This window comes from Exiguobacterium sp. UBA7533, from assembly GCF_002479335.1.
Classification (GTDB): Bacteria; Bacillota; Bacilli; order Exiguobacteriales; family Exiguobacteriaceae; genus Exiguobacterium_A.
In genome coordinates this window covers 324617-339291 of the sequence record NZ_DLMP01000003.1, presented here as the reverse complement: position 1 = coordinate 339291, position 14675 = coordinate 324617, and the positions used below count along the sequence as shown (strand labels likewise).

Sequence of the window (14675 nt, the reverse complement as noted above, 5' to 3'; positions counted from 1 at the left end):
GCGATATGCAGCAAGTGCCTTTTCGTATCTCTTCATGCGAGTCCTAAGACATGTTTTAAATAGTACGCGATACCATCGTCCTCGTTTCGCTTCGTCGTGCCATTTGCCAGGTGTTTTAAGGCAGGGATGGCGTTTCCCATTGCAACACCATGACCAGCATACTCGATCATTTCCAAATCATTTTCCTCATCACCAAACGCGACGATCTGTCGGGAATCAATCCCGAGATGATGCGCGATGTGAGCAAGACCGATCGCCTTACTTGTACCTTTTCGCATCACTTCGACCATGAATTCAGGTTTTACCCATTGACGATTAAGTACTGTCTCAGCATGGACACCGGATAGTTCGGAACGAATCTCATCGACATGTTCTCCTTTAGCATGAATCAAAAGTGACGTTGGTTCGTGAAGAAGTACTTTTCGTAAATCTCCTGTTGTGACAGACAAAGCATGATCGGTATAAAATTCGTAGATACCGACTGGATCATATTGAAAATAGACATGATCCGTGACTTCACAAACGATATTTTGTGTCTTTGTTTCAGCGACGGATTCCAAAATATGTTGGACGGTCTTGAGTGGAATTGGATGGTGCTGGACTTCAAAATGAACATTCTGCGGGTGATGGACGAGACCACCGTTAAAATTAACGATCGGTGTCGTTAATCCAAGCTGTTCGTAATATTTTCGAGCGTGACGGAACGGTCGTCCTGTCGCAATGACGACTTCGTGACCGTTTGCACGTGCACGTTGAAGCGCAGCGATGTTCGCCACACTGATCGTTTTATCATCCTTTAAAAGGGTGCCGTCGAGATCGACAGCAATTAAGTGACGAGTCATGATGAAATCCTCCGCTTTCTTTTCGTTAGTTCTACTGTAGCATACGAAGTGACAGTCGCCTGTATGAATTGATGAAGTTTTTCAAGGAAAAGAAAGCGTTTGAAAAAAACGGAGAAAGGCTGTTGCTTAGATTAAAAAATGGTATACTACAAATCGTAGGACAACACTATAGTACGTTATGGAAACGGAGGGGAAATCATGCGTTTTCTCGTTACATTCTTTTGGTCATTCTTACTCGTGAACACAGCCGTGTTCATCGTATCAGCGGTTGATGCAGTATCGTATAGCTTTGGATTCGCGACAGCGATGTCTGTCGTCACTTCACTTGTCGTCTTCGCACTCGATGCCGTCAATGAAGATTTAGGTCTTGGTCAAGGGACTAAGGCAGAATAAGGAAAAGCGAGATATCGTCACTTGGACGATAGGCTCGCTTTTTGTCTTAAGGAGGAATGAGCGATGATCGTTATCGAACAGGTCATGTGGCAACAGATGCCGCAAAATATCTACATAGCAGGAAATCAGATCATCGGAATCGGTTCCTATACCATAGATGAAGCACTGATTACACACCGGATTGATGGTCGCGGCAAACGGCTAGTTCCTGGTTTCATCGATGGACACTTACATCCAATTGGTGGAGGAGGGGAAGGCGGATTTGCGACACGAACGGCTCCGTTGACTGTTCGTGACATATTCGAAGGCGGTGTCACGACAGTCGTCGGATTGCTCGGAACAGATGGCTGGACGCGAACCGGAATTGATCTACTGGCACACATACGAGGATATGCCGCATCCGGTATTCGTCCCTTTCTCTTGAGCGGAAGTTACATGGTGCCACCCGTCTTCCTGACACATTCGACAGGGCATGATATCGTCCTCATCAATGAAGTGATTGGCATCGGAGAGATTGCCATCAATGATCACCGATCGACACAGCCGACTGCCCATGAACTCGCGCGGTTAGCATCAGAGGCTCGAATCGCCGGCATGGTCAAAGGCGTGTCGGGAACGATGAACGTCCACATCGGAGACGGGAAACAAGGGCTTGATTTATTACATGAAGTGATTGAAACGACTGATATTCCAATAGGGCAATTTCTCCCGACGCATATCAATCGGAGTGAACGGATTTTTGAGGCGGGACTCGCTTGGGCGAAACAGGGCGGACGAATCGATTTCACGACGTGTACGACAGAAAGCTTCGTTGATGAAGGAGAGATTCCGGCAGGGCAGGCTGTTGCCCGTGCTCTAGCAGCGGGAATCCCACCCGAGCAGATCACGATGTCGAGCGACGCTGGTGCAAGTCTTCCGGCGTTTGATGATGCAGGTCGATTAGTGCGAATCGATACAGGAAAACCATCTTCCTTGATGCAAGCCGTGCGCGATGCAGTAGAGCATGGTGTTGCTTTTGATCAGGCAATTTCGACGATCACGCGACATGTCGCGGATGCATATGGCGTTCCGGGTGGGCAGGTAGCGACCGGAGAACGTGCTGATCTGTTACTGATTGATGACGCTTTGCAAATCGATACGATTCTTGCGAATGGTCATGCTATAATGATTCAGAAAAAATGGCTTATACCAGAATGACGGAGGGATAGACGTGTCAAAGAAGTCGAAACGAAAAAACACGAAAAAACCGCAATCCAAAGCGAACTGGATTACAGCGGGAGTCATTGCCTTGATCGTATTGGTTGGGGGATTACTGCTCGTCTTCACGGATCGTGATGATTCCGCATCGAAGAATGGCAATCTAACAGCTACACAAGTCTCGGATAAAGTAAAATCCGGTGACGAATTCTATACGTATTTCTATCAAACGGGATGCGTGCACTGCGAAAAAGTAAAACCATATCTTGTTCCGCTTGGTGAAAAACAAGACATTCCGTTCGAACAAATCGATCTTGCTTTCGAACAGTCAGCTTGGGACACGTTTGGCATCGAGGGTACACCGACGGTCGTTCATTTTAAGGACGGTAAGGAAGTCGGACGGGTAGCTGGTGAACAAACAGAAGACAGCTACAAAGAGTTCTTTGCTGGAAAAGAAGTAAAGGATTCAAAAGAAGAATCATCCGGTGATCTCAATGATTAAAAAATGGTTCTACTCTCGCGTGTTCGAGTTAAATGGACACCCGCTTGTTGCCAAACAGCTGAAACGGTTTGCGATGAGCCGGATCAGTCGTCCGTTCATCGGTCCGTTCGTTCGGGCATATGATTTGAATATGGCAGAAGCGACTCGGAATTTAGAAGCGTATTCGAGTTTACATGACGTTTTCATTCGTCATGTCAAACCGGAAATGCGACCAATTGATCAATCAGAAGGCGCATTCGTCAGTCCGTGTGACGGTATGTTGTCTGTCGTTGACGACTTGACGGCTGATAGCCGCTTTACCGTCAAAGGACAATCGTATACGGTATCAGAGTTACTCGGTTCCCATCACGAGGCGCAACAATATGTCGGGGGACGTGTGATGATCTTTTACTTGAGTCCGCAAAACTACCACCGTGTCCATGTACCGATGGACGGAACGATCCGGACCAGTTATACGCTCGGTCGGGATTCGGCACCGGTGAATGAGATCGGTCTCACACATGCGCTTCGTCCATTGACACGGAACTATCGTCGCGTGACACGTATCGTCCAAGGAAAACATGCACTTGAACATGTCATGGTCGGTGCACTCAACGTCAACTCAATCGTTCGGACAAACGAAGCAAAGGAACTTCGTCGAGGAGATGAGTTCGGATACTTTTCTTTCGGTTCAACGGTCGTCCTGATCTGTCCGAAAGATGCATTGACATTAGATACACAAGCGATTGGACCAGTTTTAATGGGGCAACGCCTCGGACAATGGCATTCATGAGAGCGAGGCGCCCGTTCAGGGCGTCTCCTTACGTTTAGGAGGAATGAATCATGCCGGCAATGGCATTAGCAGAAATCGGAAGTACACAGGTCCAGACATATATCGCACTTATCATTTTTTTAGTGACCTATGGCTTCATCATCAGTGAAAAAGTAAGCCGGGCGATCGTCGCTCTACTCGGAGCGCTCGCGATGGTCATCGTCGGCATTGTGGATCTCGAGACTGCATTATTTGAATACATCGAGTGGGGAACAATCGTCTTATTAATTGGGATGATGATTCTCGTTACGATTGCCAATCAATCTGGATTGTTTGAATATATTGCGATTCGTGCAGCGAAGACAACAAAAGGCGACCCAATCAAAGTGTTGATTCTATTATCCGCATTGACGGCACTTGGATCTGCCTTTTTGGATAACGTCACGACAGTCTTATTGATTGTCCCAATCACTTTCTCGATTACAAAGATACTTAAAATCGCGCCGTTTCCGTTCTTGCTCGCCGAAGTATTATTTGCGAACATCGGTGGGACGGCGACCTTGATTGGCGATCCACCGAACATCATGATCGGTGCCGCGAATCCACACTTAACGTTCAATGCCTTTTTGCTGAATCTTGCACCGATCATCCTGATCATTACGGTCGTGACGATCGGCATTCTGTACTTGGTCTTCCGGAAGCAACTGCATGTCGAGGCAGAAGATCGACAAAAATTGATGGAAATCGATGAAAAGAGTTATATTGTCAGTCGAAAACTCGTTACGCGGAGTAGTGTCGTACTCGTTAGTACGATTGCACTCTTCGTATTGCATCCGATGCTTGATCGAATCGGACTCCATCTCGAAGCACCAGCGATCGCAATTCTTGGAGCGACCGTCCTGATGTTGCTAACGATTGAAAACGATCATCAGCTAGAAGGAATCTTTGCACGTGTTGAATGGACGACGATTTTTTTCTTCGCCGGACTATTTGTACTTGTTGGTGGAATTCAGGAAGCCGGTATCATTCGATATCTTGCGGAGAAGACGATTGATTTGACAGGCGGTGACATTCAGACGACAGCAACTGCTGTTCTTTGGTTGTCCGGTATCGCGAGTGCGACGATTGACAACATTCCGTTTGTCGCGACAATGATCCCGCTCATCAATGATGTCGCTGCTGGGATCGGACTTACACCAGCAGATGCGAAAGTGGATGTTTTATGGTGGTCCCTCGCACTCGGTGCATGTCTCGGTGGTAACGGGACATTGATCGGTGCATCGGCAAACGTCATTGTCGCGGGTCTTGCGACACGACAAGGTGAAAAATTCACCTATATGCGCTTTTTGATTTACGGAGCACCGATCACGATTGTGACGTTGATCCTATCCCAACTCTATTTGTGGATTCGGTATTATTAAGAAAACGGGAGGTTCGCCTCCCGTTTTCTTTTGTGCGTCGCTCTTGCTACCTGATTGTGCTATAATCGAACGATAAGAGCATAACTGTTTCTTAAACTTAACTATAGAGCTAGACCATTATCTGGAGGTTTTATTCTTGTTCAAACGACTTTATCCGAAACATTTCGTGGCTTCGATCTACGATATCGACCTTGAAATGCTCAAACGAAACGGTGTCAAAGCTATTTTGACCGATCTTGATAATACGCTCGTCGCATGGAATATCGCAGATGCTCCAGACGAATTGGTTGCTTGGCTGGATATGGTGAATAATCAATATGGTTTTGACGTCATCATCGTATCGAACAATAACGGAGACCGCGTTAAGAAGTTCGCGGATCCACTCGGACTGCATTATATTGCGCCTGCTCGAAAACCGCTTCCTATCGGGTTTAAAAGGGCATTGACGGAATTCGGCTATCACGCGAAAGAAGTCGTCTTCTTAGGAGACCAACTCTTCACGGATGTACTCGGTGCAAACTCCGTTGGAATCGAAGTCATCCACGTTCAACCCGTCGTTAAGACGGACGGTGTCGTCACGAAATTCAATCGCCTGATGGAACGTGTCATTTTCCACCGGATGAAACGCAAAGGAATCTATAAATTGACACAACGCGTCAAGGAAGATCCTTCTGCACTGAAGCATCCGATCGAAACACTTCGTCAGGATAAGCAACAATAACCCTGTCAGATCGGTAGATGAAAGGGAAGGCAGTAGTCGCAACATGTACGGCGAGAGGTCGGAAGTTACGCTCTTGGAGTAGCGAGCAGGGCGCTACGGTGAAAAGAGAAGGGAAATCATTCCCGCATGCGGCTCAACATAATATGATCGAAGAAATCCACTGCGCTGGTTGTGGTGTCGCCATTCAAACGGAAGACACAAAAGCACCAGGATACGCACCTAAATCTGCACTTGATCGTGAAATGGTCATTTGCCAACGTTGTTTTAAATTAAAGCACTACAATCAAATTCAAGATGTATCTTTATCGGACGATGATTTCGTTAAAATCTTAGACGGAATTGGTCAAAAAGATGCACTTGTCGTTAAAATCGTTGATATCTTCGATTTTAATGGAAGCTGGTTACCGGGATTACATCGGTTCGTCGGAAAAAATGATGTCTTACTCGTCGGGAACAAAGCCGATTTATTACCGAAGTCATTGAATCCGAACCGTCTCATGAACTGGATGCGTCAAGCATCGAAAGAACTTGGATTACGTCCAGTTGACGTTCATCTGATCAGTGCGAAAAAAGGTCATGGGGTCGATGAACTTGCTGAGAAAATCGATTATTATCGAAAAGGACGCGACGTCTATGTCGTTGGTTGTACAAATGTCGGGAAATCGACCCTGATCAACCAAGTCATCAAACGTTTCGGTGAAGAGGATGAGGCCGTCATCACGGTCAGTCACTTCCCAGGAACGACACTAGATTTAATCGACATCCCACTTGACGATAACTGTAACCTGTATGATACACCGGGGATCATTAATCATCACCAAATGGCTCACTACGTTGATGCGAAGGACTTGAAGCTGATCACACCGAAAAAAGAGATCAAGCCGCAAGTCTTCCAAATCCATCCGCAACAGACGCTCTTCTTTGGAGGTCTTGCGCGATTGGACTATATGGAAGGGAACAAGCGTTCATTCGTCATCTATATGTCGAACGAATTGAAAGTTCACCGGACGAAGCTTGAAAAAGCAGACGATCTATATGCGAACCATAACGGTGAGCTGTTGTCTCCGCCGAACGAAAAGACGCGTGAGATGCTACCTCCGCTCGTCCGTCATGAATTCAGTCTTCGCGACAACATGAAGACGGATATCGTCTTCAGTGGACTCGGGTGGGTTGCGGTTCATGGAAAAGGTGGACGTGTCGCTGCTTATGCCCCGAAAGGTGTCGCTGTATCTTTACGTGAGGCGCTCGTCTGATGCGCTTTGCCGTCATCGGTCATCCGATTGCCCATTCACTTTCACCTGAGCTGCATACAGCTTGGCTGGAAGCGGCTGGGCTTTTCAGCTGTTATGACCTTATCGATGTAACGGAGCATGAATTGCCACGAATCATTACGAAATTACGTACGCATCAGCTAGATGGAATCAATGTGACGATTCCCCATAAGACAGCAATCATTCCGTACCTGGATCGGCTGGAGCCGGCAGCTCAAAAAGCGGGTGCCGTCAACACGGTATACTGGAAGAATGGGCAGTTGATTGGTGCGAATACAGATGGAATCGGATTCGTCCGTGCGTTGACAGAACGTCGTCCGTCATTTCAAAAGACACTTGTCCTTGGTGCGGGCGGTGCAGCACGAGGAATCATTGCTGCGCTACCGGGAGATGTGACGCTCACGAACCGCACAGAAGAACGCTCTAAGGCGGTTGCCGATGAATTCGGAACACACGTTTTGCCATGGCACGAAACATTTGATTTAACGAGTTACGACGTCATCATCAATACGACCTCTGTCGGGATGGCGCCACATGTCGAAGCACGTCCGATTGAATTGACAGAGACGAACGCTTTGATTTGTGATATTATTTATCGACCGACGCCGACCCGTCTATTACGTGAAGCGACTGAAAAAGGTCTCGACACACTCGACGGCGTCCCGATGTTCGTCTTACAAGCGGCTGAAGCGTTTGAACGTTTCACCGGACAAGCACCTGATCTCGCACTTGGCGAGCAGGTGATACGAAAGCAATTGGAGGAATTTTAATCATGTTAACAGGTAAACAAAAACGTTTTTTACGCGCGACAGCTCACGATTTAAACCCGATTTTCCAAGTCGGTAAAAATGGAGTCGGTGAAGCGATGTGCGCTGATTTGATGGATGCGCTCGAAAAGCGGGAGCTCTTGAAAGTACAAGTACTACAAAATTGTGCGGACGCACCAAAGGATGTCGCACAAGAACTCGTCGCAGGAACGAATGCTGAACTCGTTCAAGTCATCGGAAAAGTCATCGTTCTCTATAAAGAATCAAAAGAGAACAAGACGCTCGAATTGCCACGATGAAAATCGGACTGATGGGCGGAACGTTCGACCCTCCGCATATCGGTCATCTCCTGATTGCCGAACAAGCGCAGGAACAACTCGAACTTGATGCGGTCTGGTTTTTACCAGCGAATGTACCACCGCATAAACAACGTACTGTCACAGACGCAACTAAGCGTCTCCGTCTTGTAGAAGAAGCAATTGCATTGAACCCTGCCTTCTCTGTCTCTGCGATTGAATTTGAGCGAAAAGAACCTTCCTATACGTATGATACGATTCGTGCACTCAAGCACCGATACCCGGAGCATGAGTTTCTGTTTCTGATCGGCGCAGATTCACTCGTTAGTCTCGATACGTGGTATCAAGCTGAACGGTTATACGAGGAAGTCGTCTTTGGTGCCGTCGCTCGACCGGGAAGTCGGTATTTGATTCCGTGTGGTGCCCGTGTGAAAGCGGTCGATATGCCATTGTTAGAAATTTCTTCGACGGATATCCGGCAACGGGTCGCGCGCGGACGGAGCATTCGCTACCTTGTACCGGAAGCCGTTCGACAACGGATTGAGGAGTGGAATCTATATGCGCCTTGAAGAAGCACGTCAAATCATTGAAAACACATTGCCTGAGCGACGCTATGTGCATACCTTAGGTGTCGTCGAGACGGCACGACACTTGGCTCTTAAATATGGTGTTGACGAAGAAGAAGCAACACTTGCTGCCATGCTCCATGATTATGCAAAATACCGCGATACGAATGAGATGCGTTCGATTGCCGTTGAATTGAATCAACGGATCTTACTCGACTATGATGACGAACTACTTCATGCGCCAGTGGGTGCGGAGCTTGTGCGTCGAGAACTTGGTCTTGATTCAGACGTGATTTATCAGGCCATCGCGAATCATACAACAGGGGCACCTGGTATGCCGTTACTTGATCAAATCATCTTCGTCGCGGATGCGATTGAGCCGAATCGTAGTTATTCGGGTGTCGAAGCGCTTCGTGAAGTAGCCGAGCAGGATTTGACGGACGCCGTCATCGCAACACTCAGTCAGACGATTCATTTTTTATGTACGAAACAAGCTATCATCTTCCCGCGAACGATTGAGACCTATAATGCCTTCGTCGCGGCCAAACGAAAGGGGACCGTCCTATGACAGTCGAACAAGAATTACAATTAATCGTAAATGCCATCGACGATAAACGTGCTGAAGATATCGTCGTCCTGAATATGTCGAGCATCTCACCAGTTGCCGACTATTTCGTCATCTGTGAAGGAAATTCAGAAAAACAAGTACAGGCGATCGCGCGTGAACTCAAAGAAGTCGCGCACGAACATAACCTGCCGATCAAACGCCTCGAAGGATTCGATGCGGCACGTTGGGTGTTGGCGGATCTTGAAAACGTCGTTGTTCATGTCTTCCACCGTGACGATCGTGATTACTATAACCTCGAAAAACTATGGGCAGATGCTCCAAAGGTTGAAGTCGAGGTCAACTAATGGCATACGAACAGTTCGCCTACATCTATGATGAATTGATGCAAGACGTCCCTTACGATCAATGGGTTGACTGGGTCAAAGCATACGTTCCGATTGGAAGTACAATTGCTGATATCGGATGTGGAACGGGTACGGCGACGCTTGCATTAGCAGCCCACTATGAGATGCTCGGGATCGATTTATCTGAAGAGATGCTCGAAGTCGCGCAGGAAAAAGCGATGGAAGAAGGATTGACTATTCAATTCTGGGCGCAAGACATGCGCGAAATCGAATTGCCGACACCTGTCGATGCCGTGACGATCCTATGCGACTCCTTGAATTATCTCCAGACGGAAGAGGATGTCAAACAGACGTTTACACATGTAGCAGCGATTCTAAAGGAGGGTGGACGTCTTTTGTTTGATACACACTCCCCTTACAAGATGGAGACGCTGTTCAATGGGAAGACGTATGCGACACATGCGGAACAAAGCTCGTATATCTGGTTCGCGGATCCTGGTGAAGCGCCGCTTTCTGTCGTCCATGAACTGACATTCTTCATCGAGGAGGAGGATGGTCGCTATGAGCGTGTCGATGAAACGCATTATCAGCGGACGTATCCTCCGGCACAATACGTAACATGGTTACGCGAAGCCGGATTCCGGGTTCTCGCGGTCACAGGCGATTTTGGACCGGACGCTCCTTCTGAGACAGTCGAGCGGATCTTCTTCGTTGCCGAAAAAATGTAAAAGTGATTTCATCCGTCTTCTTTTAGCGATACACGTTCGTGTTGCTTGAAGGAGACGGATTTTTTTGTTCGTGAAACAGATGCTAATTCAAAGTAACGGTATGGATGGTAGGACTTTCATCCGACGAAACACCGCAGGATCGTGCTGTAAAGAATGGTTAGTGCGTATTCCTTCGTTTCCTGAAGTCTGTAGTGACCTGTTAGAGTCGTGGGAAAAGGAGGGATTCGTCTTGACCGTTCCACGTTTGCAACAGATAGCAGGTCTCGTCGTCGTCCTGCTGCTCATCATTTTATTGTTCGTACCATTACCCTCTTGTTCAAATGAAGCGATGGTCGATCAACCGTCCTTAACGGATAAACAACAAGAGGCAAAAGCAGAGCCAGCAGAAAAGGATACCTCGATGCGTGACAAACTCATCATGGTCGACGTAAAAGGAGCAGTAGAAGCGCCTGGACCTTATCAATTTCATTTGGGTGATCGAGTGAAGGATGCAATTGAAAAAGCAAAGACGACTGAAAAAGCCGATATTCGACAAATGAATCTCGCGGCACGTCTGATCGATGGACAGGAAGTCATCGTGCCGGTGAAAAAAGGGAAAGGTCAGCCAAAACCAACGAAACGCTCAAAAGCAGAGATACCAAAAGGATTGATTGACCTCAATGCAGCAACGGCGGAACAGTTGATGGAGGTTCCGGGAATTGGTCCCGCCAAAGCAGAAGCGATCTTAGCCTATCGTGAGGAGAAGGGGGGATTTGCGACGTATGAATCACTCGGAGATGTGAAGGGCTTTGGAGAAAAGACGTTAGAATCGCTTAAATCCTACCTGATCGTCTACTGATGCCACTTCATGCGCTGTTCGTCCTCTTACTCATCGTTGCCATCAAAGAATCGATTTGGTGGTTAGTGCTCCTCATGCTCTTCGCTGTCTTGAAATCATGGTCTTTTTCAATCGGTCGTCTCTTTTTTCTGTTCATTCTGAGTTGCCTATTCATCGGAATGGGTCATCTGTCACCTGAACCGCATGACGTCTCGTCTGTTGACATCTTGTCAGGGAAGCGTAATGGGGATCGAATTCGTTATGAGGCAGAGAGTAACGGTCAATCGGTTCTATTGACGGCAACGATTACGGAAGAAGAAACAGGATACGAACGAATCGGGCACTCCTGTCGCGTAAATACGGAACCGCTCGATGTCCGCCAACAATCGAATGCGGGAGGGTTTGATGAACAGCAATTCATGCATACACATCGTTACGCTGGAAAGTGGGAAGTCCGTTCATTTGATTCCTGTCATCCGACACCTGGGTATGCGGCAGAAGGAAGACGGGTACGTGAAGTATGGCTAAAGCGGATCGAAGAATTGTTACCACAAAAGCAAGCATTCTACGTCGAAGCGCTTGTGTTTGGTGAGGATCGACTAATGGATCAAGTGACGCTCGAACGGTTTAAGAAATTCGGCTTATTACATGCAATCGTCATCTCAGGATCACATATCGCTTTTTTAGTATTTAGTCTGCTATATGTCTTACGAAAAATCAGAATGACAAAAGAAAAACGACTCGATATCGTTCTTATCTTACTGCCGATTTACGGATGGTTGACGGAGTGGAGCCCTCCAGTCACACGAGCTGTTCTTGTCGCGATCATTCTGTTGCTCGGTCGTCGTTTCCACAAACCGTTAGATCCGGTGGAGGTCATTGCAGGGGTAGCGGCTTTTCAATTGGCGATTCAACCGACTGTCATTTACGATATCGGATTTCAATTGACGGTCGGACTGACGCTGTTTCTTGTGCTGTCGAGACGACTAATGGGTTCGGTTCGTCGTCCTTGGAACTGGCTGCTGATCAGTGCTTGGGCACAGTTTGGAACACTCCTCTTTTTGCAGGGTATTGAACAGACGACTGTTTCAATTTGGTCGCCATTGTTGAACCTATTGATTGGTAGCTGGATTGAATGGGTGATTCTGCCGGGATCGTTCATTCTCGCGACACTTCCGTTCTTACCGATTCGTTCAACGTTTCAGATCGCACATCAGTATGCGATTCAATGGATGGATCAAGTGTTACGACTGGCGGAGGATTTACCGTTGGCGATGGTTGCCGTTCCGGCATTTTCTCCGATCGTCTTGACGATCGTCGTTGTCGGAATGGGAATCGCTTGGTTCATTGCTGAGCGGAGATGGTGGGGGCATGTTCTCCCGTGGATCCTTTTACTTGCGGCATGGGGCTACACGGAGTGGCGCGCACCTGAGCAAGTCACGTTTTTAGATGTTGGGCAAGGCGATAGTATCGTGCTTGAGAAAGCAGGAGAGACATTCGTTGTGGATACCGGTGGCGTTTATCAACAAACGACGCATCCACTGCTCCGTCCGTTTGATCCAGGTAGTCATATCGTCGCTCCCTTTTTATTCACACGAGGAGAAGCCGAAATTGACGGTCTGATCGTGACACATGCTGATCACGATCACGTCGGTGGACTTCTAGGTGTACTGCGCCAAGTTCGCGTGAAAACCATTTATTTAGGTGCATATGACAACATGGATGAGAAGCGAAATGATTTGATTCGTTCTATCGAAGCCACTGGAACGCGTGTTGAGTTCGTTCAAAAGGGGCAAACGATTCGTCCTTGGTTACAGGTACTTGCACCAACTGGACGAAAAGAAGAAGAAAACGATCGGTCTATCATATTACTCGCACAGATTGCCAAGCAACGTGTTTTACTGACGGGCGACGCTGGACTAGCAATCGAAGACGAGTTAAAGATTGGTCCGATCGATATTCTAAAAGCAGGTCATCATGGTTCGAACACGTCGACCGGTGAAGAACTCTTACGAAAGACGAATCCGAAGATTGTCATCTTGTCAGTCGGACGAAAAAATCGATACGGGCATCCATATCCGGACGTCCTCGAACGAATCGGGACAGATCGGATCGTCTTTCGAACGGATGAGGATGGGAGTGTAACTTGTTCTTCAGCGGGCTGTGAACCTATGATAAAATAAAAAAACAGCAACCCCCCAAGGTTGCTGTTTTACTGATTATAGACTTAAGAACTTAATTGCGACACCGATGATGAACAAGACTGCGAAGAAGCCGAATGATGCACCAAAACCAACGGCAGAGTCGAGCGCATCGTTGCGTTTTGATTGAATATCGTTCTCGAACGCGTTTTCACTTGGTGGGCGTACTGAATGTGCCATGCTGCATTCCCCCTTAATAGATTCCGCTTCTAGTATAGCGGAATAAAAGAGGATTATCTATGATGAAGTTAAGAACAAACTGTGAAATGTGGTGGGAATGATGAAAACTCCTTGGCTCGTCAACGGAAAATTAGCGAATTTATACTTATTATATGGAACGGAACGACATCTGTTAGAAGAATGGGAACGTGAAATCGTGAAAGCGGCTCTTCCGGACGGAGAACGCTTTGATTATATGAAAATCGATTTGAACGACCAACCGCTTGATGCGGTGCTTGATGAAGCAGAGACGGTGCCATTCTTGAGTGACTACCGTGTCGTCGTTGCAAAACCTGCAACGTTTCTGACAGGAGCAAAAGATAAAAAACAACATAACCTCGAACGGTTAGCAGATTATATCCTACAACCGGCAGACTATGCGGTCGTTGTCTTGATTGTCGAAGCAGAAAAGCTCGATGAACGAAAAACCGTCGTTAAACGATTGAAGGAGCGCGCGACGGTGCTGGAGGCGAAAAAACCGACGACCGAAGAGCTGTTCCGCTTCGTCCTGGATGCCGTCAATGACAAAGGGTACCGGATGGAACGTCCGGCGATCGAGCGGCTTATTTTCCTGACTGCTGAGATGTGGGGGACATTAGCGCACGAACTCGAGAAGTTGATGTTGTTCGCAGGAGATCGCCCGACGATCGAAATCGAGGATGTCGATTTGTTGGTTCCGCGGACATTAGAGGACAACGTCTTTCAATTAACGGACTACTTGATGAAGCGTCAACTCGAACCAGCAATCCGTTTGATTCGCGACCTTGAAAAACAGGGACAGGAAGTGTTGGCCCTTCTTGGGCTGATGGCACGCCAATACCGGATGATGCTGTTATCGAAACGATTAGCAGAACAAGGATACGGAGAACGACAAATCGCATCGAAAGTCGGAGCCCATCCCTATGCGATCAAATTGGCATTACAATCTGCGAAGCGGTTTACCTTTGCGCAGCTCGAGCAAGCACTCATCGCCATCACGACGACGGATGAAGGCATGAAGACGGGGCGCGGTGATAAGAAGATTCTATTCGATGCGTTGATCGTTCGCTTAGCGACACTATAGAGGAGGAG

General features: G+C 47.5%; 18 protein-coding genes. 16 read left to right on the top strand and 2 right to left on the bottom strand.

Features of this window, described 5'->3' with window-relative positions; translation table 11 throughout:
- Positions 1 to 32: 32 nt before the first annotated feature.
- Positions 33 to 842: a Cof-type HAD-IIB family hydrolase gene (locus B2U10_RS07245; RefSeq protein ID WP_056060040.1), complete on the bottom strand. Its 810-nt coding sequence runs from the start codon at positions 840 to 842 to the stop codon at positions 33 to 35.
- 198 nt (positions 843 to 1040) lie between these two features.
- Between B2U10_RS07245 and B2U10_RS07240 the strand changes: the two genes are divergently transcribed.
- From B2U10_RS07240 to B2U10_RS07170, 15 genes are all read left to right on the top strand, one after another.
- Positions 1041 to 1235, top strand: coding sequence for a YjzD family protein (locus B2U10_RS07240; protein WP_035409317.1), 195 nt, complete (start codon positions 1041 to 1043; stop codon positions 1233 to 1235).
- 63 nt (positions 1236 to 1298) lie between these two features.
- Positions 1299 to 2432: a beta-aspartyl-peptidase gene (gene iadA, locus B2U10_RS07235; RefSeq protein WP_290786524.1), complete on the top strand. Its 1134-nt coding sequence runs from the start codon at positions 1299 to 1301 to the stop codon at positions 2430 to 2432.
- A gap of 13 nt (positions 2433 to 2445) precedes the next feature.
- On the top strand, positions 2446 to 2934 hold the full coding sequence (locus B2U10_RS07230) for a thioredoxin family protein (RefSeq protein ID WP_035409313.1): 489 nt from the start codon (positions 2446 to 2448) through the stop codon (positions 2932 to 2934).
- Entirely contained in the window at positions 2927 to 3706 is a 780-nt protein-coding gene (locus B2U10_RS07225) for a phosphatidylserine decarboxylase (RefSeq protein WP_081780405.1), read from the top strand. Before B2U10_RS07230 ends, B2U10_RS07225 begins: the two co-directional genes overlap by 8 nt.
- 59 nt (positions 3707 to 3765) lie before the next feature.
- Positions 3766 to 5106 carry an ArsB/NhaD family transporter gene (locus tag B2U10_RS07220; RefSeq protein WP_290786538.1) on the top strand — a complete coding sequence of 447 codons (1341 nt, stop codon included), beginning with the start codon at positions 3766 to 3768 and terminating at the stop codon, positions 5104 to 5106.
- Positions 5107 to 5242: 136 nt separating this feature from the next.
- Positions 5243 to 5827 (top strand): YqeG family HAD IIIA-type phosphatase, encoded by a 585-nt coding sequence (locus B2U10_RS07215; RefSeq protein WP_035409311.1) that lies wholly within the window; start codon positions 5243 to 5245, stop codon positions 5825 to 5827.
- Positions 5828 to 5970: 143 nt separating this feature from the next.
- Complete coding sequence (yqeH, locus tag B2U10_RS07210; protein ID WP_023467421.1) at positions 5971 to 7080, top strand: ribosome biogenesis GTPase YqeH; 1110 nt, start codon at positions 5971 to 5973, stop codon at positions 7078 to 7080.
- Complete coding sequence (gene aroE, locus B2U10_RS07205; protein WP_290786521.1) at positions 7080 to 7868, top strand: shikimate dehydrogenase; 789 nt, start codon at positions 7080 to 7082, stop codon at positions 7866 to 7868. Before yqeH ends, aroE begins: the two co-directional genes overlap by 1 nt.
- Positions 7869 to 7870: 2 nt before the next feature.
- Positions 7871 to 8164, top strand: coding sequence for a ribosome assembly RNA-binding protein YhbY (gene yhbY / locus B2U10_RS07200; protein WP_023467424.1), 294 nt, complete (start codon positions 7871 to 7873; stop codon positions 8162 to 8164).
- On the top strand, positions 8161 to 8730 hold the full coding sequence (gene nadD / locus B2U10_RS07195; RefSeq protein ID WP_290786518.1) for a nicotinate-nucleotide adenylyltransferase: 570 nt from the start codon (positions 8161 to 8163) through the stop codon (positions 8728 to 8730). The genes yhbY and nadD overlap by 4 nt, the downstream gene beginning before the upstream one ends.
- Positions 8720 to 9295 (top strand): bis(5'-nucleosyl)-tetraphosphatase (symmetrical) YqeK, encoded by a 576-nt coding sequence (yqeK, locus tag B2U10_RS07190; RefSeq protein ID WP_035409306.1) that lies wholly within the window; start codon positions 8720 to 8722, stop codon positions 9293 to 9295. The genes nadD and yqeK overlap by 11 nt, the downstream gene beginning before the upstream one ends.
- A complete protein-coding gene (gene rsfS, locus B2U10_RS07185; RefSeq protein ID WP_023467427.1) occupies positions 9292 to 9639 on the top strand; it encodes a ribosome silencing factor in 348 nt (115 codons plus the stop codon). The genes yqeK and rsfS overlap by 4 nt, the downstream gene beginning before the upstream one ends.
- Positions 9639 to 10367 carry a class I SAM-dependent methyltransferase gene (locus B2U10_RS07180; RefSeq protein ID WP_290786515.1) on the top strand — a complete coding sequence of 243 codons (729 nt, stop codon included), beginning with the start codon at positions 9639 to 9641 and terminating at the stop codon, positions 10365 to 10367. Before rsfS ends, B2U10_RS07180 begins: the two co-directional genes overlap by 1 nt.
- A 229-nt stretch (positions 10368 to 10596) precedes the next feature.
- The gene (locus B2U10_RS07175; protein ID WP_290786513.1) at positions 10597 to 11205 is read left to right on the top strand and encodes a helix-hairpin-helix domain-containing protein; all 609 of its coding nucleotides are present in this window, start codon (positions 10597 to 10599) and stop codon (positions 11203 to 11205) included.
- Positions 11205 to 13367 carry a DNA internalization-related competence protein ComEC/Rec2 gene (locus tag B2U10_RS07170; RefSeq protein WP_290786510.1) on the top strand — a complete coding sequence of 721 codons (2163 nt, stop codon included), beginning with the start codon at positions 11205 to 11207 and terminating at the stop codon, positions 13365 to 13367. Before B2U10_RS07175 ends, B2U10_RS07170 begins: the two co-directional genes overlap by 1 nt.
- A gap of 36 nt (positions 13368 to 13403) precedes the next feature.
- Here the strand turns inward: B2U10_RS07170 and B2U10_RS07165 are convergent, their stop codons facing one another.
- Positions 13404 to 13565, bottom strand: coding sequence for a YqzM family protein (locus B2U10_RS07165; RefSeq protein WP_023467431.1), 162 nt, complete (start codon positions 13563 to 13565; stop codon positions 13404 to 13406).
- Between the two features lie 100 nt (positions 13566 to 13665).
- On the opposite strand from B2U10_RS07165, the gene holA reads away from it, so the two are divergent.
- Positions 13666 to 14667: a DNA polymerase III subunit delta gene (holA, locus tag B2U10_RS07160; RefSeq protein WP_023467432.1), complete on the top strand. Its 1002-nt coding sequence runs from the start codon at positions 13666 to 13668 to the stop codon at positions 14665 to 14667.
- Positions 14668 to 14675 lie beyond the last annotated feature (8 nt).

Coding starts and splice junctions, on each gene's coding strand:
- B2U10_RS07245 (WP_056060040.1), bottom strand. CDS start 842: ATGACTCGTCACTTAATTGCTGTCGATCTCGACGGCACCCTTTTAAAG.
- aroE (WP_290786521.1), top strand. CDS start 7,080: ATGCGCTTTGCCGTCATCGGTCATCCGATTGCCCATTCACTTTCACCT.
- yqeH (WP_023467421.1), top strand. CDS start 5,971: ATGATCGAAGAAATCCACTGCGCTGGTTGTGGTGTCGCCATTCAAACG.
- iadA (WP_290786524.1), top strand. CDS start 1,299: ATGATCGTTATCGAACAGGTCATGTGGCAACAGATGCCGCAAAATATC.
- B2U10_RS07180 (WP_290786515.1), top strand. CDS start 9,639: ATGGCATACGAACAGTTCGCCTACATCTATGATGAATTGATGCAAGAC.
- B2U10_RS07225 (WP_081780405.1), top strand. CDS start 2,927: ATGATTAAAAAATGGTTCTACTCTCGCGTGTTCGAGTTAAATGGACAC.
- yqeK (WP_035409306.1), top strand. CDS start 8,720: ATGCGCCTTGAAGAAGCACGTCAAATCATTGAAAACACATTGCCTGAG.
- B2U10_RS07220 (WP_290786538.1), top strand. CDS start 3,766: ATGGCATTAGCAGAAATCGGAAGTACACAGGTCCAGACATATATCGCA.
- holA (WP_023467432.1), top strand. CDS start 13,666: ATGAAAACTCCTTGGCTCGTCAACGGAAAATTAGCGAATTTATACTTA.
- yhbY (WP_023467424.1), top strand. CDS start 7,871: ATGTTAACAGGTAAACAAAAACGTTTTTTACGCGCGACAGCTCACGAT.
- B2U10_RS07240 (WP_035409317.1), top strand. CDS start 1,041: ATGCGTTTTCTCGTTACATTCTTTTGGTCATTCTTACTCGTGAACACA.
- B2U10_RS07170 (WP_290786510.1), top strand. CDS start 11,205: ATGCCACTTCATGCGCTGTTCGTCCTCTTACTCATCGTTGCCATCAAA.
- nadD (WP_290786518.1), top strand. CDS start 8,161: ATGAAAATCGGACTGATGGGCGGAACGTTCGACCCTCCGCATATCGGT.
- rsfS (WP_023467427.1), top strand. CDS start 9,292: ATGACAGTCGAACAAGAATTACAATTAATCGTAAATGCCATCGACGAT.
- B2U10_RS07165 (WP_023467431.1), bottom strand. CDS start 13,565: ATGGCACATTCAGTACGCCCACCAAGTGAAAACGCGTTCGAGAACGAT.